Here is a 17,336-nt window from a genome sequence, read left to right on the forward strand (position 1 = left end):
AAAATCCCCCGGGCGGGGGATTTTTTTTGCCCGGAATTTGTGACCATCTGTTGCCAGAGGTCAGCTAAAAAGTTTATCTCGTCGGCCGCCCTATATTAGACTGTGATAAAACGATCTGGTGTCGGCAGTGATGCTGATAACGTCTCAGGGTGAGTAACGCGATGGACATGGATGACAACAGAACCCGAACGCTGCTGCTGGTTGATGATGAGGAGAATATTCTCCGCAGCCTGAAGCGCCTGTTTCGGCGTGAAGGTTATACCATTATCACCGCACTCAGCGGTGCCGAGGGGCTGGAGTTATTAGCGCAGTACCCGGTGGGTGTTATCGTTTCGGATCAACGTATGCCGGAGATGACCGGTAGCGAATTCCTGCATAAAGTCAAAGAACTCTACCCCGATACTGTCCGCATCATTCTGAGTGGCTACACCGACCTGGAGTCGGTTACGGAGTCGATCAACGTGGGGGCGGTGTACAAGTTTCTGACCAAGCCATGGGATGACGAATTGCTGAGCAAGAACGTTGCCGAAGCGTTTCGCCTCCATGAGCTCAACGATGACAATCAGCGCCTTACCTCACAGCTGAGACAAGCGAATCAGGAGCTTGAGCGGCGGGTAGAGGAGAAAACCCGCGAGCTGCAGTTCAATGTCCAGGCTTTGAAGATCTCTCAGGATGTGCTTGAAGAGCTGCCGCTTGCGGTGCTGGGAATCAGCGGCGACGATGTGGTCGTTGCCAATCGCCAGGCGCGTGCGCTTTTCGATCAGCAGCCAATGATGTTGGGCGCGCCTGTGGCCGAGCTGTTGCCGGAGTCGATGCTGGCGATCTATCGGCGGGCGGTAGACGGCCAGAGCGCTTGCCAAGAGGTCACTTTTGTGGGCAAACGGTGGCGATGCCAATGTGCCCGCAATGCCAGTGAGGGGCCCCATCAGGGGTATATTTTCACGCTGCTTGAGCAGTAGGGCGGCCAGCGAGGTTCATGGATGGATAACGCACAGCAAACCCTGGAGCTGGAACAGGCGGAGGCTGGCATGACGCTGGCGGACGATGTGTTTGATGCCAATGGCGGGGTGTTGGTGAGTGCGGGTACGGAACTGACCGACAAGCTGATACAGATCCTGCGCCGGCGAGAAATCAAAACCCTGGAGGTCAATAGCCCGGAGCTCGATGCCGAGTCCCGGCTGAGCCGACGGCAGGCAATCGAGCAGCGGCTGGAACGGCAGTACGCACCGTTCAATAGTCCTACCATGGACCAGCTAAAAGAGCTGTTTCGGCACTATCATACGCGAGGACTGAGCTGATGGATGCGGTGACCAGTCAGCGTCTCAAGGATTGCCTTCGCAAAGTTGAGCCCTTTTCCGATACGGTGCAGGCCGTGCTCAAACAGTTGGGCGAAGAGCCTCTTAATATCAACAAGGTGTGTCGCACACTGGAGCTGGATCCCATTCTTGCCTCCACCATTTTGCGGTTGGCTAACTCTCCTTTCTATGGCTTCGCGCGTAAGATCAGTAGTGTCAAGGATGCGGCGGTACTGCTCGGGGTGCATACCTTGCGCCAGGTCGTTATTTCGTTCTCCATGGTGAGTGCGTTTCCGATGCGCGGTGGTCATACGATTGATCGCCAAGCCCTCTGGCGTCATAGCGTAGGGGTAGCCGTGGGCGCCAAGTTGCTGGCCGAGCAGGTCGGTAATAACCCTGATGAGGCCTTTATCGCCGGTATTTTGCACGATATCGGCCAGTTCATCATGGATCAGTGCTTGGCAGAAGAGTACGGCGGCGTGGTTGTGTACCGGCACGAACACTTGTGCAGTCTCGTCGAAGCGGAGCAAGCGCTGTTTGGCGTTGATCACGCCACCGTTGGTGCCGCTGCGATACGGATGTGGAAACTCCCCGAACCGCTATCGCAGTCCGCGCTGGCACACGCTTTTCCACGAGTTGACCAGAATCCCTCACCCCTCAACGATCTGGTTCACCTGGCTAACGTTATTGCTCTGGGGCTTTGGGCTGATGGTGCAGAAGAAGCGGATATGGAGGAGCTGTCGCCCGCCGCTATGGAACGCTTGGGGTTGAGCTGGAAACAACTGGACGGGTTGATTCCGAAAATCGATAGTATGAGTCAGGAAGTCATCGGTCGACTGCTGCACTAAGGAGCTGCATGTGAATCAAACTACCACCGCACAATCCGAAAGCAACTCGCCTACAGAGCGCGAGTCTTCCGATGTTGAAACATTATTGTTTGTGGATGATGAGCGCAACATTCTCTCGGCCCTGCGGCGGCTGTTCCGTCCTTTGGGCTACAACATCCTGCTGGCGGAAAGCGGTGCGCAAGGCTTGGCGCTGCTGGAGCAGCACCCGGTTGATCTGGTGATTTCAGATATGCGGATGCCGGAGATGGATGGTGCCCAGTTTCTCTCCGCTGTTGCTGAACGTTATCCGGATACGGTCCGTATCTTGTTAACCGGATTCTCGGATCTCAGCTCCACCATTGACGCCATCAATCGCGGCAAAATCTACCGTTACCTGAGCAAGCCCTGGGAAGATACTGAAATTACGCTGGCCGTTAGGCAAGCACTCGAAACGAAGCGGTTGGAGCGGGAAAAACGTGAGCTGATGGCGCTGACCGAGCGCCAGAACCTAGAGCTCAAAGACCTCAACGATAACCTCGAGCAGAAAGTAGAACAGAGAACGGCAGAGTTGCAACAAACGGCCGACATGCTCGATCTGGCGTTCGAAGAAGTTAAGGAAACCTACCATAACACCATGCGGGTGTTTGCCGGCTTGATCGGCATGCGTGAAACCCTGTCCGGGCGGCACAGTGAGCGCATAGCCGAGTTGGCCAAGCAGCTGGCGCAGCAGCTCCAGATGACCGATGCCGAGGCAGACGACGTCTACTACGCCGGCTTGCTGCACTTGCTGGGCAAGCTCGGCTTGCCTGATAAGTTGGTTGAGCAGCCCCTTTATGCGCTGGGCAGCGCTGACCGTAAAAGCTACATGCAGCATCCGCTCAATGCACAGACGGCGCTGATGCCAGTGGAGGCGTTGCAGGGGGTTGGCGGGTTGCTGCGTGCTCAAGAGGAACGCTGGGATGGGAGCGGTTACCCCGATGGCTTAAAGGCTGCGGAAATTCCTCTGGGCGCGCGCGCGTTGGCTGTGGCGCGAGATTACTATGGTTACCAGACAGGACGGATTCTGCCCGACCGACTCTCTCCGCGTGCCGCCCAAGAGCGCCTCCAATTGGAGGCCGGTAAAAGCTATGACCCTGAGGTGGTGGCTGCATTTACCGGGCTGGCCAACAAAGACCAACCTTTACCCGAAGAAGCCAAGAATCGCGAGCAGCAGATAGGCAGCGATGAACTGGCACCGGGGATGCGGCTGTCTCGCGATCTGTACAATAGTACGCATACATTGCTGCTCACCAAAGGGCGCGAATTTAACGACGTTCTGATTCGCAAGCTGATCAACCTGGAACGCTCCGAACGAGCCCGGTTCGAGATCCATGTTGTGGTGGAGGGCGGCGCATGATGACCAATATAGTGATTGTGGATGATGAGGTTGGCGTTCTAAATGCGCTGAAACGCTCCTTGCGCAACAAGGGCTGGCGTATTCAGACCTACAGCGATCCCAATGAGGCACTGAGTCGCGTCGCGGAAGAAGAGGTGGATCTGGTGATCTCCGATTACCGCATGCCGGAGATGAACGGCGTGACCTTGCTGCAAGAGGTGATGGCGGTTCAGCCTGATTGCGTGCGCATGGTGCTTAGCGGTCAGGCCGATATGGACGGGGTGCTGGCCGCTATCAATCAGGCCGAGATCTTTCGCTTTATTACTAAGCCCTGGAGTGATGCCGAGCTTGTCTGCGCCATTGAGCAGGGACTCTCCTACCGTCGGGTTCATCTGGAAAATCGCCGTCTGGCCAATCTGGTAAGAGAGCAGCAGGTTCAGATCGACTACCAGAAATCGGAACTGGAACGGCTGGAGCAAGAGAGTCCCGGCATTACCCAGATAGAGTTTGACGATGAGGGTGCCATCGTTATCGATGCGGGTGACTACAACCGATGAGAGGGCTGCTACTGGCGCTGCTGATTGGCTGGAGTCTGCCTGCTGTAGCACTGCCGAAAGTGGTTCATCTGCTCAGCTATCACAGTCATCCCCCCTTCGTTACCGGTAACGGCGAAGGTGAAACCTATGCGTTGGCCGCGCGCCTGAACGCGGTGGCCCCCCCGGGGGTGCGGGTTGAGGTCGAGTTGCTGCCCCGTGTGCGGCTCAACCAGCGTCTGAGTCAGTGGCTAGATGGCCGTTGCCCCGGCAGTCACTGTAGCGACAACTGGTTGGTTCCCTGGGTTAATCCTAAATGGGGTTTTGTTCCCGGCTCAGGGGACCCCTACTTCTGGGTGCCGTTGGCGGATGACGCCAACGTGATCGTTTCGCGACGGGAGTCCGCGGTGGAGTATCACGGCCCCGAATCTCTGGATGGACGTGTGCTGGCCGGGATTCGCGGTCATCGCTATCTGGGCATTGATGATCGGGTGGCAGCAGGATTGGTCGAACGGGTTGATAGCAATGTTGAGCGTGATAACTTGCTGATGCTGCTATACAAACGGGTGGATGCGGTGCTATTGCCAGAGTCCACGGTGCGTTATTTTCTGTCCCATGATCCGGTGTTGCGTGAACACGCGGACGAATTTTATATCGCTGCTGAGCGGCATCAGTCTTACAGGCGCTCATTGATGTTGCCCGCTAATCGTGATGACCTGCTGGAGTGGGTCAAGCGCGCAGGGCTCGCTGCTCCCTAGTGGTGAAAGTTCCGGGAGGTGTCCCCATCCGAAATCAAATTACCACGCGATTCTTTATCCGCGTTTTTATCGTCTATTGCTTGGTCGCAGTGGCGATCACCCTGGTGCATGCCTACCTCGAGTATCGCGACTTGAAAAGTGGTCTGGTCAAACGGCTGGAGCAGGTAGAGCCCTTGGTGCATCAAAGTATGGCGGCGGCGTTATGGTATCTGGATATCGATCAGATCGAACGGCTGGTTCATGGCATTGTTGACCATCAGGAAGTGTTGGGCGTTCGGGTGGTCAACGATCAGGGAGAGGTGGTGGTCCAGCATGGTGAGGTGCCCGCCGGTGAGGAGTTACCCGTGTCGGACCTGGCTGCCCGTCTGGACGGTCTTAATGACGTCAAGCCGGTAACCGGACTGTTCAGCTATCATTTTACCCTCGAAGCCGAGTCGGTAGGGTCACAGAATAAGGACTATCCCGCGCTGGGAGAGATGTGGCTTTACTCTCACAACACTATTGTGCTGGACCGGGTGCAGCAGTTATTCAGCTGGATTTTTCTGGCGGCGGTGCTGAAAACGGTGGCTCTGTGGCTGATTGTCAGTTACTTCGGCCGCCGTTTGCTGGCCCGCCCTCTGGCCCGCCTGCTTGATAAGCTGCATGGACTGCCGGTGGGGGCCAGCGAAGTGCCGGAACTGGCGGTGGTCGACCCGGACGCTGACGAGATCCGGCAACTGGACATGGCGCTGGACGGGATGGGGAAGAAGCTGCATCAAACCCTTGGCGAGTTGCAGCAGGCCAACGATCAGTTGCAACAAAGTAATTGGCAACTGCAGCGCGCGATCGATCAAAGCCCTGCCTCGGTCACCATTTTTTCGGTCGATGGGCGGGTGGAGTACACCAACCCTGCTTTCACACAGATAACCGGCTTCAGCGCAGCTGAAGCTCAGGAGGCGTTTGATTGCCACCTGCACCAGCAGCAACCGCTGAGTGAAATCATGCGTGGTTATGTGGATGGCCGCACCACCGAGGACCGGGTGTATGTCGAAGTGGAAAACCGGCGCAAAGATGGTCGTACCTACTGGCTCGGTGTGATTCTCTCTCCGGTTCGCAACAGCGATGGCGAGATTACCCATTTTCTCAGTAGCGGTACCGATATCAGTGCACGCAAGCAGGCACAGGCGGCGCTGCAGCGCAAAACCATCGAGCAGCAGGAGACCATCGCCAAGCTGGAAGAGGCTCATAACCAGTTACTGCAGTCCGAAAAGATGGCATCGATCGGCCAACTGGCTGCCGGCGTGGCCCACGAGATCAACAACCCCATCGGTTACGTTAATTCCAATCTGGGTTCGTTGCGCCACTACATCAGTGATCTTTACCAGCTGATTGAGGGCTACCGGGGCGTGCTCACCGACAGCCAGCGCGAGGCCTTGGCTGAGCTGGAGCGGAAGATCGACTTCGACTTTGTCCGTGACGATCTGGCTAGCCTGATTGCAGAAAACGAGCAAGGGCTGGAGCGGGTCAAGCAGATTATCAAGGACCTGAAGGACTTTTCCCATGTGGATAGAGCGGAATGGGTGCGCGGTGATCTGCTGAAGGGGCTTGATAGCACCCTCAATGTGGTTTGGAACGAACTGAAGTACAAGGCTGAGGTGGTCAAGGAATACACCCGGTTGCCACAGATCGAGTGTATGCCGTCACAGCTTAACCAGGTGTTCATGAATCTGCTGGTCAATGCGGCCCACGCGATTGAGGGCCAGGGGGTGATTACCATTCGTACCGGCATCGACGGCGAACGGGTGTGGGTGGAGGTTGCAGATACCGGCAAGGGTATTCCCGCCGAGTATTTACCGCGGCTGTTCGAGCCGTTCTTTACCACCAAGCCGGTGGGCAAGGGCACCGGTCTCGGTCTATCCGTGTCCTACGGTATCGTTGCCAAACATCATGGCGAGATTACCGTGGACTCGGTGGTGGGTGAGGGGACGAGGTTCCGGGTCTGGTTGCCGATCAGGCAGCCGGAAGGGGCTGCCTGATCGGCGGGCTTAGCTGTTGACCGCTTCAGGGCGGAAGTTGAGATAGTATTGCTTGAATTCGGCCGCCGGAAGCGCCTGGCTGAAGTAGAAACCCTGAACAGAGGCCACCCCCTCGCTATTAAGGAAGCGCAGTTGTTCGCGGGTCTCGACCCCCTCGCCGACGGTGCTGAGGCCCAGGCCGCTGGCCATGGTGAGGGTGGCGCGCACCAGAGCCTGATCTTCCGACTCTTCCAGTACGTCGGTGATGAAGGAGCGGTCGATCTTCAGGCTGTCGAACGGAAAGCGCTTGAGATAGCTCAGCGATGAGTAGCCGGTGCCGAAATCGTCCAGCGAAATGCGAATGCCGAGGCCACGCAGTTTTTCCAGAGTCCGGCGTGCGTCTTCCTGATTGCGCATCAGAACGCCTTCGGTGATCTCCAGCTCTATCTGTTCGCCACGGAGCTCATTTTCTTCCAGCGCTTGGGTGACCACACGCAGCAGGTGCGGATCATTAAACTGCCGTGGCGACAGGTTGATAGCCAGTTTGAGGTCAGTGATGCCCTCGTTGAGCCAGCTGCGCAATTGAGAGCAAGCAGTACGGATCACCCATTCACCGATGGGAATGATCAGGCCGGTGGCTTCTGCCAGCGGTATAAAGCGGTCGGGCGCTACCCGGCCCAAATCAGGATTGTCCCAGCGCAGCAGTACTTCGGCGGCGTTGATCTTGCCACTGGCTACGTCCACCAGCGGCTGGTAATGCAGGCTGAGTTCGCGTTTTTCCAGTGCACGCCGGAGCTGTTGCTCCACTTCCATACGTTCTACGGCCGCGTCGTTGATCGCCGCTGAGTGGAACTCGTAGCGGTTGCCCCCTTCGTCTTTGGCGCCAAACATGGCCGCATCGGCATGGCGTAGCAGCTCGTAGGGATCTTGGCCATCTTCCGGGAAAACCGCCATACCGATGCTGGCGGTGAGTGCCAGCTCGCGGCCATCGATACGATAGGGCGATGCCAGGCTGGTGAGTACTTTCTCCGCCACTCGACTGGCATCGTCAGATGTATCGATGCTGGTGAGAATGACCAGGAACTCGTCACCGCCATAACGCGCTACGGTGTCCGTCTGGCGCACGGTTTCACGGATTCGACCCGCGGCCAGGGTGATCAGCTGGTCGCCAACATCGTGGCCCAACGAGTCGTTGATCTGCTTGAAATTGTCCAGATCAATAAACATCAGGACCACGGTCTGGTCGTGGCGAATCGCGGCGTTGATCGCCTGGCTCATACGGTCCATGGCGAGGAAACGGTTGGGGAGTTCGGTCAGGCTGTCGTAGTTGGCCTGATGGCGTATCTGATGCTCCTGAGCTTTGCGCAGGGTGATATCTTCTTCGATGGCAAGAAAGTGGGACACCTGGCCTTGATCGCCGGTTACCGGTGAAATCCGGGCATGAACCCAGTAGGTGTGGCCGTCTTTACGCTGGTTCATCAGCTCGCCTTCCCAGGCGTCGCCGCCGCGGATCGTCTGCCACAGCTCGTCGTAGACCGCTTTGGGCGTCTTGCCTGAGTTGAAAATGCGCGGATTGCTGCCCAGCGCTTCGTCGCGGCTGTAGCCTGTCATCTGCTCAAAGGCAGGATTGACGTATTCGATGTGGCCCTCGATGTCGGAAACGATCACCGAAACCGGGCTTTGGCTGACGGCCAGCGACAGTTTCTCGAGCTCTTCTTGCTGGTGCTGCAACGCCGACTCGGCCAGCTGCCGGCGGCCCATCTCCTGACGCAGCAGGGAGTACAGCAGTACGCTGGTCACCACGACAAAAAACCAGCCCTTGTAAGACTGCGCCAGTGCGCTACCGGGAAACATCACCTCTACGGCCTGATCGGAAACAGCTATCCAGATAGCAGCGAAAACGGCGTAGAGCACAGCAATGCGGAGCGGGAAACCTGTCATAGGTCAGAATCTCATGGTGTAAATGGCTCTTCCCAATTCTGAGAATAGCGTCAGTGTACTGCAGGGTAAGGGAAAATTAGTTGATGTGGGTCACTTACCCGCACGGTTGGCGGGGTTGGATTGGTGGGTATCCGTCGATACCCACCGCAGGAGAAGGTTATTGTACGGTTTCGTTTTCGGAGAACATGCCATCAAACAGAATGGTGGAGAGGTAACGCTCACCGGAATCGGGCAGGATCACCACAATGTTTTTGCCCTGGTGTTGCGGCTGCTCGGCGACGCGAACCGCCGCAGCCAGCGCCGCGCCGCAAGAGATCCCGGCCAGAATGCCCTCTTCAGCCATCAACCGGCGGGCGAACTCGACCGCGTCCTCATTGCTGACCTGCTCAACCTGATCAACCATGGCGAGGTCAAGGTTGGCTGGTATAAAGCCCGCGCCAATTCCCTGAATCTTATGGGGGGCTGGCTGCAGAGCATCGCCCGCAAGGTGCTGGCTGATCACTGGTGATGCGGAGGGTTCGACGGCTACTGAGGTGATCGCCTTGCCACGGATGTTCTTGATGTAACGGCTGACCCCGGAAATGGTGCCGCCGGTGCCCACGCCTGACACCAGAATGTCGATCTGTCCGTCGGTGTCGTCCCAGATCTCCGGGCCGGTGGTTTGTTCATGAATCGCCGGATTGGCCGGATTTTCGAACTGCTGTGGCATGAAGTGGTTGGCAGGATCGCCGGCGACGATCTCTTGGGCTTTTTCGATCGCGCCTTTCATCCCCTTGGGGCCTTCGGTCAGCACGATGTCGGCACCGAGGGCTTTCATCACTTTACGTCGTTCGAGGCTCATGGTCTCAGGCATGGTGAGAATAACCTTGTAACCCCGGGCTGCCGCAACAAAGCAGAGGGCGATGCCGGTGTTACCGCTGGTGGGTTCGACGATGGTCATCCCCGGCTTCAGCTGGCCTGACTTTTCTGCTTCCCACACCATGTTGGCACCGATCCGGCATTTCACCGAGTTGGCCGGATTGCGGCTTTCCAGCTTGGCCCAGATATTGGCGTTGCTGATGCGGCGCAGCTTAACCAGTGGGGTCTTGCCGATGGTCAGGGAGTTGTCTTCGAAGATCTGGGTCATGGGGCTATCCTTCTTGAGTCGGGGCCTTGTTATTCGATCAAGTATATCCGCAACCCTTATATCCAACTATCTCATTATGAAATATGGTTATTTAGGGCGGTTATAGTACGAACGGGGAGTGCGGGTGATTCAGCAGCAGCGGTTGGGCCGATGGTGCGCGATGATAGTGCTGGTCTGGGGGCTGGCGGGCTGCGCAGCGTCGCCGTCATTGCCACCGCCGAGCAGCGGCGCGGTCTACTGGCAGAATGAGCGGGCGATGATCCCCGCCGATCTGGCCGAACAGGTTGATCAGGTTTACGAGCGCTTGTCCCGTGGCGTTGCGGTGGTGGTGCCGATGCGGATTGACGGCAGTCGCCAGATCAACGCGTACGCGCAGCGGCTGCCAGAGGGCGGCCACGGGATAGTGATCAACGCCGGGTTGATCGACGTGGTCGGCTACGATGCCGATGAGTTGGCGTTCGTGTTGGCGCATGAGCTGGCCCACGTGGTGCTTGAACACCTGTCTGATGCCCGCATCACCGAACGTCGGGAGAGTGCCAGCACCATTGAGCTGCTGAGCATGCTGGCCGATATCCTGGTGCCTCTCAGCGGCTTGGCGCTGTCGGCCGGCCATGCCATGCAGGAGGCCGGCTATAGCCGCGAGCAGGAGGTCGATGCCGACCGTCTGGGCGTTGAGTTGATGCGTCAGGCGGGATTCGACCCTCGTGGGGCGTTGCGCTTTCAGTACAAATTGCTGCGGGTGTCCAACCCCGGTCAGCTCAATCTGCTGAGTAGCCACCCGTCGGGTGAGGCGCGGATCGAAGCGCTGGAGGCCTTGGTTCAGACGCCGTAACTTCGCGGGGGAACCGGGTAGCCGTAGCGATTACGGTCGCTACTGAGCGGCGGGGTTTGCGGGCGCTGGCGCAAGCGGCGAAGCTGTTGTTGTAGCCATTTCATTATCGCTCTCCTCTGTGATTGTCGGCACTGTAATTGGTGCGCGTGACAGTCGCGTGACATTGGCTGCACTGACAGCCGGGGAGATGTTCTACACTGCCTGAATCAAAGAGGAGGCGGGTATGAGCGACGTGAAAGTGGCCGGTCGGCGACCAGCGGCAGTAACCCTCGACGTGGGCGAGTATTATTACTGCGCCTGTGGTCGGTCGGCGCAGCAGCCGTTCTGCGATGGTTCGCACAAGGGGACCGGACTGGGTCCGCAGCGATTCGATGTTGAGCAACGTGAACAGCTGCTGTTGTGCACCTGCAAACAGACCGCTGATCCGCCCTATTGCGATGGCAGCCATCGCGATCTTGATGATTGAAGCTCCGGCGCTGATCAGTCACCGGGTTCCAGATTGTTCTGTTTGGCCAGCTCCTGATTGAGCTTTTGGTTGAGCACCCGCTGCTCAAACAGTTTCTCGTCACTGCGGCTGAGCCGGTCACTCAGCCGTTCGAGCTGCTGACTTTGCGCTTCCAGCTCGCGCTCAAGCTCGGCGATCCGCTGCTGCAGTTTTTCAACTAACCCGTATTGTCCGCCTCCCGCAGTGACGTTGCCATCGGATCGCTTCTCTTGCTGTTTCAGCTCTACCATGATGTGGCTGTAGATCGCCTTCAGGTCCTGCTGTTCGCGCTCGCTGTAACTGATGCTGGTTTCCAGCGCCTGATGGGCGCCGGCGGTACCGATGGCACCTGCCAGAACATGCTCCAGACGGCGGTGAAACTCCAGCAGCTCGATAATGGTGAGATACTCTTTGTGGCCGATACGAAGGTCAGAGCAGACCTCGGAAACTTCCAGGTCCGCCTTGTCATCCGGCAGGTACTGGGCAAGCAGCAGACTGGCTTCCTTGCGTTTTTCGGCCATCGGTATATAGGCATCCAGCCCGGTAGCCATCCCCCGGGTGCGGCGACCGCCGCTGACCAGTGCATTGATGAATTCGGTCAACTGGGTACGTTCCAGTTTGGAGGGGGTGTAGGTCAGGGAGCCCAAAAAGTAGCCCAGCAGGTTGAACAGCGCGCTCCACAGCACACTGTGGCTGACTGCCGACAGCCCCTCAAGGCCAAACAGGGCTTCAGGGCGCAACCAACTGATTCCCAAAGGCCCCAGCGTGAGCAGCTCCGTCGGCAGCCAGCCCTGGCGCACCAGGGCCGGCAGCACCAGGGTGTAGGCCCACAGCAGCATGCCGGCCGTGAGACCGGCTATGGCGCCGCCACGATTGCCGCGGCGCCAGAGCAGTCCCAGAAACATGGCAGGCACAAACTGGAACACCGCCACGAAGGAGATCATCCCCATCGCTACCAGCATGTAGGAATCACTGAAGGCCCGCGCGAACAGGTAAGCACTGCCAATGATCAGCGCGATCACCAACCAGCGGCACTGCAGCAGATAATGGCGCAGGGCGTTCCCCATGCCGAGGCGCTCGATGCAGGGTAGCAGCAGGTGATTGGTGGCCATGGTCGACAGGGTCATGGCGCTGATGATCACCATCCCAGCGGCTGCGGAGAAACCGCCCACAAAAACCAGTACGGCGAGTTCGGTTTCACCGGCCATCTGCGGTAGCAGCAGCACGAAGCTGTCGGCCTGGGCGTAGTCCAGCCCTGATATTAAACCCGCACCGGCGATGGGTATGACAAAGAAACTGATCGCCACCAGATAAAGAGGCACCACCCAAGCTGCGGTCAGAATGTGGCGCTCGTTAGCGTTCTCGACTACGGCGACATGAAACTGGCGCGGTAAGCACTGGATCGAGGCTGCGCCAAGGATGATCAAGGTCGCCCAGTGGAGAAACAGCGAGCCCTCGGGAATACGTGAGCTGAGCAGGTGGTTGATACCGGTCCAGTGAATCCGCTGAGTAATGTCGGCCAGGCCATCGTAAAGGCCGTAGGTGACGAACAGCCCTACGGCGATAAAGGCCACCAGCTTCAGCAGGCTCTGAATCGCCAGCACCACCATCATGCCGGGGTGGCGTTCGGTCGGATCAAGGCGGCGGGCACCGAAGGCGATGGTAAACACGATCATCAACGCGGTCACCAGTACGCCGGTAACATCCCAGGCGGCATCTGCCGGGGTGGCCGACATCAACGAGAAGGTTTCGATCACCGCCTTCAACTGCAGTGCGATGTACGGCACGATGCCGAACAGCGCGATCAGCGTCACCAGTGCTGCCACCCGCTGCGAGCGGTTGTAGCGGGCCGAGATGAAGTCGGCAATGCTGCTGATATGGTAGTTTTCCTTGACGTGCACCATGCCGCGCAGAAAGCGCCACCAGAACATTACTGCCAAAATGGCACCGATATAGATGGCGAAGTAGAGCAGCCCCGATTCGGCGGCAAAACCGACGCTGCCGTAAAAGGTCCAGGAGGTGCAGTAAATAGTGATCGACAGCGCGTAGATCAGCGGCGAAGAGAGCCCCCGCGGCTTGGCTTCGTAGTATTTTTCGACCAGTTGGGCGATCACAAAAAGGAGCGCCATGTACAGGCCGACGATGGCGATCACAGTGGTGGGCTGAAGCATCTGAATCCCTGACTCTTGCAATTAAGGGGTTATAGCCACCACAAGGGGCTGGGTCAAACCTCGGGGGGACGGGCGGGCGAGTCTGTTTTCGATGGTACCGGGTCGATACCGCCGTCGCAGTAGGGGTGGCAGCGCAGTATCCGCCGCAGCCCCAGCCATAAACCACGCACAACGCCATGCACTTCTATCGCTTCGATTACATACGCCGAGCAGCTGGGGTAGAAGCGACAGTTGTTGCCCAAAAAGGGGCTCACCAGTAACTGATAACCGCGTATCAGCATGATCAACAGTTTTCTCATGGGCCTATTCTACTCCGATTTTGGGCCAAAGCCGCCGCCGCCCGGCGTTTGTATTTCAATGCAATCGCCGGCCTGCATCGTGGCGCGGGCGGTGGCACCCAGTGGCTCGACCTGGCCGTCGGCGCGGATGATGCGGTTGCAGCCGGTTTGGCCGGGCTCGCCGCCGGCAGCGCCGAAGGGGGCGATGTCGCGGTGGGAGGAGAGAATCGCTGCGGTCATCGGTTGATTGAAGCGCAGCCGGCGGATTACACCGTCGCCGCCACGATGGGCGCCGTTGCCGCCGGATGAGGCGCGAATGCTGAACTCCTCCAATCGTACCGGGAAACGCCATTCCAGTACTTCAGGGTCGGTCAGGCGCGAGTTGGTCATGTGGGTCTGGACCGCGCTGGTACCGTCAAAATCGGGTCCGGCGCCGCTGCCGCCGCAGATGGTTTCGTAGTATTGGTAACGGTCATCGCCGAAGGTGAAGTTGTTCATGGTGCCCTGGGATCCGGCCAGACAGCCCAGCGCGCCGTAGAGCGCATCGGTGATCCACTGCGAGGTTTCCACGTTGCCGGCGACCACTGCCGCCGGGTAGCGCGGCGCCAGCAGGGAGTCTTCCGGGATACGGATCTGCAGCGGTTTAAGGCACCCCTGATTCATGGGGATGTCGTCGTCCACCAGGGTGCGGAAGACATACAGCACCGCGGCATAACAGACCGCTTGCGGGGCGTTGAAGTTACTGGGCTGTTGCGGTGATGTACCGTTGAAGTCGATCAGCGCGCAGCGTGCGGTGCGATCTACCTTGATGGCCACCTGAATCTCGATCCCCCCCTCGACCGGATAACGGAAGTGGCCGTCCGACAACTGATCCAGTACTCGCCGAACGGCTTCTTCCGCGTTGTCCTGCACGTGCTGCATGTAGGCTTTTACCACCGGCAGGCTGAACTGGGCGATCATGCTGCGAAGCTCCTGCATACCCTTGGTGTTGGCCGCGATCTGCGCCTTGAGGTCGGCGATATTCTGTTCCGGGTTGCGCGCCGGGTAGGGGCCGCTGGCCAGCAGGTCTCGCAGTTCCGCCTCAAGGAAGCGGCCGCCGCGTACCAGCGGGATGTTGTCGATCAGTACCCCCTCTTCGTCCACGTGCCGGCTTGTCGGCGGCATCGATCCGGGCGTGATGCCGCCGATGTCGGCGTGATGGCCGCGTGAGGCCACGTAAAACAGCAGCTCGCTGCCGGTTTGGTCGAACACCGGAGTGACCACGGTGATATCGGGAAGGTGAGTACCGCCGTCGTAGGGAGCGTTAAGCACATACACGTCGCCGTCGGCCATGGTGCGGCCGTGCTTACGCATCACGCTCTGGATGCTCTGCCACATGGAACCCAGATGCACCGGCATGTGTGGCGCGTTGGCGACCAGTTTCCCCTGATGGTCGAACAGGGCGCAGGAGAAGTCGAGACGCTCTTTGACGTTGACCGAATGACTGGTGTTTTCCAGAGTGTTGCCCATCTGTTCGGCTATCGACATGAACAGATTGTTGAACACTTCCAGCATGATCGGGTCGGCATCGGTTCCGATCGCTGCCTGACGTTGCAGTCTCTCGCGACGGGTCAGCAGCAGGTCGCCCTGCGGAGTCAGTTCCGCTTGCCAGCCGCTGTCGATGACGTTGGTGCCGGTGGCTTCGATGACCAGCGCCGGCCCGGCCACCACCTGACCGGTAGCCAGTTGGTCACGCCGATAAAGGGGCACTGGCTGGTGGGCGCCGTCGAGCCAGAACGACGCTTCGGCTGCGGCTGATGCCGCGGAGTGATGGGCGGGAGCCTGCCCGGACGCCGCCGGGTTACCGGTGGTGCCGATCACCTCGACCACCAGTGCCTCCAGCACCAGTGGCTTGTCGGCGACCACAAAGCCGTAGCGCTGCTGATGGGCTTGATCGAACGCTGTCAGTGCGCCAGCGTAATCGATGAGCGGCACCTCCAGCGGCGCGTCGGTGCCCTGATACTTAAGCAGTGCGCGCCGTTCGACGCGCATCGCGCTTTCATGCACCCCCTGGCGAGCCACTTCGGCGCGGCAATCGCTTGCCAAGGCCTCGATGGCGTTGCCCAGCTGTGCGACCAGGCCGGCATCAAAAAGCTGTTCTACCGCCTTTTGGCGCTGACTGCGAATGTCCGCCAGGCCCATGCCATAGGCTGACAATACCCCGGCAAAGGGGTGGAGCAGTACGCGGGTCATACCCAGGGTGTCGGCTACGCGGCAGGCGTGTTGGCCGCCTGCGCCGCCGAAGCAGCACAGGGCATAGTCGGTCACGTCATAGCCACGCTGGGTGGAGATCTCCTTGATGGCGTTGGCCATGTTATCCACCGCGATGGTGAGGAAACCTTCCGCTACGGCTTCCGGTGTTAGTTGGCGCCCGGTGGCCTGGTGAATCTCGGCGGCCAGCGCGGCAAAACGCTGACGCACCACCTCGGCATCCAGCGGCTGATCACCATTGGGGCCGAACACCTGCGGAAAGTGAGCCGGGTCCAATCGCCCCAGCATCAGATTGGCGTCGGTAACGGTCAGAGGGCCGCCACGGCGATAGCAGGCGGGGCCGGGATTGGCGCCTGCAGATTCGGGGCCGACCCGAAAGCGACTGCCGTCGAAGCTGAGAATGGAACCGCCGCCGGCGGCAACCGTATGGATCTGCATCATCGGCGCGCGCATCCGCACTCCCGCGACACGGGTTTCAAAGGCTCGCTCGTAGTTGCCGGCATAGTGGGTGACGTCGGTAGAGGTGCCGCCCATGTCGAAACCGATGATGCGTTCGAAGCCCGCCAACTGGCAGGTGCGTGCGGCGCCGACAATACCGCCGGCGGGGCCGGACAGGATCGAATCTTTGCCCTGAAACAGCGCTGCATCGACCAGACCACCGCTGGATTGCATGAACAGCAGACGGGTATCGCCCAATTCGGCACTGACCTGATCGACGTAGCGGCGCAGAATCGGCGACAGGTAGGCATCGACCACCGTAGTATCGCCGCGACTGACCAGCTTCATCAACGGGCTGGTTTCGAAGCTGGTGCTGACCTGGGTAAAACCCACCTCGCGGGCGAGCTGCGCCAGCGCCTGCTCATGCTGGTGGTAGCGATAGCCGTGCATCAGCACGACTGCAACCGAACGCAGGCCTCGATCGTAGGCGCTCTGGAGTGCCTTGCGTGCCTGCGGAATGGCCAGTGGGGTGATGATCTCGCCATCGGCGGCGATCCGTTCCTCCACCTCGGCAACCTCCTGGTAGAGCAGTTCGGGGAGCTGAATATGACGTTCGAACAGTTGCGGACGGTTCTGATAGCCGATTCTGAGGGCGTCGCGAAAGCCCCGGGTAATAAGCAGCAGGGTAGGGTCACCCTTACGCTCCAGTAGCGCGTTGGTAGCTACGGTGGTGCCCATTTTGACTGCGGCGATCTGCCCCGCGGGGATGGGCTGTTGCGGCGCTAAGCCGAGCAGGTCGCGGATCCCCTGAATGGCGGCATCGGAGTAGCGCTCCGGGTTTTCCGACAGCAATTTGTGGCTGACCAGCGAACCGTCGGGGCGCTGCGCCACCAGGTCGGTAAAGGTGCCACCCCGATCGATCCAGAACTGCCATTGGTCCTGTTGCTGTGTTGCCGCGTCGCGCGTTGTGGCCACCGTTGAACTCTCCCCCCATGAAACGGGGTGCAGTATACCCTGATGTTGGTTATGCTGCT

The 17,336-nt window shown here is 59.1% G+C and carries 14 protein-coding genes; 9 read left to right on the top strand and 5 right to left on the bottom strand.

Features of this window, described 5'->3' with window-relative positions:
• Positions 1-167 precede the first annotated feature (167 nt).
• The 7 genes from JJQ76_RS09150 (at position 168) to JJQ76_RS09180 (ending at position 6,803) form a co-directional block, all read left to right on the top strand.
• Positions 168-959, top strand: a complete 792-nt coding sequence (locus tag JJQ76_RS09150; RefSeq protein WP_246480531.1) for a response regulator — start codon at positions 168-170, stop codon at positions 957-959.
• A 21-nt stretch (positions 960-980) separates the two neighbouring features.
• Positions 981-1,298 (top strand): hypothetical protein, encoded by a 318-nt coding sequence (locus JJQ76_RS09155; protein ID WP_210396512.1) that lies wholly within the window; start codon positions 981-983, stop codon positions 1,296-1,298.
• The gene (locus tag JJQ76_RS09160; RefSeq protein WP_210396513.1) at positions 1,298-2,143 is read left to right on the top strand and encodes an HDOD domain-containing protein; all 846 of its coding nucleotides are present in this window, start codon (positions 1,298-1,300) and stop codon (positions 2,141-2,143) included. The genes JJQ76_RS09155 and JJQ76_RS09160 overlap by 1 nt, the downstream gene beginning before the upstream one ends.
• Positions 2,144-2,153: 10 nt before the next feature.
• Positions 2,154-3,518 carry a response regulator c-di-GMP phosphodiesterase, NosR family gene (gene nosR, locus JJQ76_RS09165; RefSeq protein ID WP_210396514.1) on the top strand — a complete coding sequence of 455 codons (1,365 nt, stop codon included), beginning with the start codon at positions 2,154-2,156 and terminating at the stop codon, positions 3,516-3,518.
• Positions 3,515-4,054 carry a response regulator gene (locus tag JJQ76_RS09170; RefSeq protein ID WP_246480532.1) on the top strand — a complete coding sequence of 180 codons (540 nt, stop codon included), beginning with the start codon at positions 3,515-3,517 and terminating at the stop codon, positions 4,052-4,054. The genes nosR and JJQ76_RS09170 overlap by 4 nt, the downstream gene beginning before the upstream one ends.
• Entirely contained in the window at positions 4,051-4,788 is a 738-nt protein-coding gene (locus JJQ76_RS09175) for a substrate-binding periplasmic protein (RefSeq protein WP_210396515.1), read from the top strand. Before JJQ76_RS09170 ends, JJQ76_RS09175 begins: the two co-directional genes overlap by 4 nt.
• Positions 4,789-4,892: 104 nt before the next feature.
• The gene (locus JJQ76_RS09180) at positions 4,893-6,803 is read left to right on the top strand and encodes an ATP-binding protein (RefSeq protein WP_210396516.1); all 1,911 of its coding nucleotides are present in this window, start codon (positions 4,893-4,895) and stop codon (positions 6,801-6,803) included.
• A gap of 9 nt (positions 6,804-6,812) precedes the next feature.
• On the opposite strand, the gene JJQ76_RS09185 is transcribed toward JJQ76_RS09180, so the two are convergent.
• On the bottom strand, positions 6,813-8,723 hold the full coding sequence (locus JJQ76_RS09185; RefSeq protein WP_210396517.1) for a putative bifunctional diguanylate cyclase/phosphodiesterase: 1,911 nt from the start codon (positions 8,721-8,723) through the stop codon (positions 6,813-6,815).
• 157 nt (positions 8,724-8,880) lie between these two features.
• The gene (gene cysK, locus JJQ76_RS09190; RefSeq protein WP_210396518.1) at positions 8,881-9,849 is read right to left on the bottom strand and encodes a cysteine synthase A; all 969 of its coding nucleotides are present in this window, start codon (positions 9,847-9,849) and stop codon (positions 8,881-8,883) included.
• A gap of 124 nt (positions 9,850-9,973) precedes the next feature.
• Between cysK and JJQ76_RS09195 the strand changes: the two genes are divergently transcribed.
• Both JJQ76_RS09195 and JJQ76_RS09200 read left to right on the top strand, forming a co-directional pair.
• Entirely contained in the window at positions 9,974-10,681 is a 708-nt protein-coding gene (locus JJQ76_RS09195; protein WP_210396519.1) for a M48 family metalloprotease, read from the top strand.
• Between the two features lie 223 nt (positions 10,682-10,904).
• Entirely contained in the window at positions 10,905-11,147 is a 243-nt protein-coding gene (locus tag JJQ76_RS09200) for a CDGSH iron-sulfur domain-containing protein (RefSeq protein ID WP_210396520.1), read from the top strand.
• A gap of 14 nt (positions 11,148-11,161) precedes the next feature.
• On the opposite strand, the gene JJQ76_RS09205 is transcribed toward JJQ76_RS09200, so the two are convergent.
• The 3 genes from JJQ76_RS09205 to JJQ76_RS09215 are packed head-to-tail and all read right to left on the bottom strand — an operon-like array spanning position 11,162 to position 17,277.
• The gene (locus JJQ76_RS09205) at positions 11,162-13,336 is read right to left on the bottom strand and encodes a sodium:solute symporter family protein (RefSeq protein WP_210396521.1); all 2,175 of its coding nucleotides are present in this window, start codon (positions 13,334-13,336) and stop codon (positions 11,162-11,164) included.
• 53 nt (positions 13,337-13,389) lie between these two features.
• On the bottom strand, positions 13,390-13,635 hold the full coding sequence (gene yidD, locus JJQ76_RS09210; protein ID WP_210396522.1) for a membrane protein insertion efficiency factor YidD: 246 nt from the start codon (positions 13,633-13,635) through the stop codon (positions 13,390-13,392).
• Between the two features lie 9 nt (positions 13,636-13,644).
• Positions 13,645-17,277 (bottom strand): hydantoinase B/oxoprolinase family protein, encoded by a 3,633-nt coding sequence (locus JJQ76_RS09215; RefSeq protein ID WP_343232509.1) that lies wholly within the window; start codon positions 17,275-17,277, stop codon positions 13,645-13,647.
• Between the last annotated feature and the right edge of the window lie 59 nt (positions 17,278-17,336).

It is taken from the genome of Motiliproteus sediminis, from assembly GCF_017912535.1.
GTDB classification, from domain to species: Bacteria; Pseudomonadota; Gammaproteobacteria; order Pseudomonadales; family Balneatricaceae; genus Motiliproteus; species Motiliproteus sediminis.

Coding starts and splice junctions, on each gene's coding strand:
- JJQ76_RS09160 (WP_210396513.1), top strand. CDS start 1,298: ATGGATGCGGTGACCAGTCAGCGTCTCAAGGATTGCCTTCGCAAAGTT.
- cysK (WP_210396518.1), bottom strand. CDS start 9,849: ATGACCCAGATCTTCGAAGACAACTCCCTGACCATCGGCAAGACCCCA.
- JJQ76_RS09150 (WP_246480531.1), top strand. CDS start 168: ATGGATGACAACAGAACCCGAACGCTGCTGCTGGTTGATGATGAGGAG.
- JJQ76_RS09155 (WP_210396512.1), top strand. CDS start 981: ATGGATAACGCACAGCAAACCCTGGAGCTGGAACAGGCGGAGGCTGGC.
- JJQ76_RS09175 (WP_210396515.1), top strand. CDS start 4,051: ATGAGAGGGCTGCTACTGGCGCTGCTGATTGGCTGGAGTCTGCCTGCT.
- JJQ76_RS09200 (WP_210396520.1), top strand. CDS start 10,905: ATGAGCGACGTGAAAGTGGCCGGTCGGCGACCAGCGGCAGTAACCCTC.
- yidD (WP_210396522.1), bottom strand. CDS start 13,635: ATGAGAAAACTGTTGATCATGCTGATACGCGGTTATCAGTTACTGGTG.
- JJQ76_RS09205 (WP_210396521.1), bottom strand. CDS start 13,336: ATGCTTCAGCCCACCACTGTGATCGCCATCGTCGGCCTGTACATGGCG.
- JJQ76_RS09185 (WP_210396517.1), bottom strand. CDS start 8,723: ATGACAGGTTTCCCGCTCCGCATTGCTGTGCTCTACGCCGTTTTCGCT.
- JJQ76_RS09170 (WP_246480532.1), top strand. CDS start 3,515: ATGATGACCAATATAGTGATTGTGGATGATGAGGTTGGCGTTCTAAAT.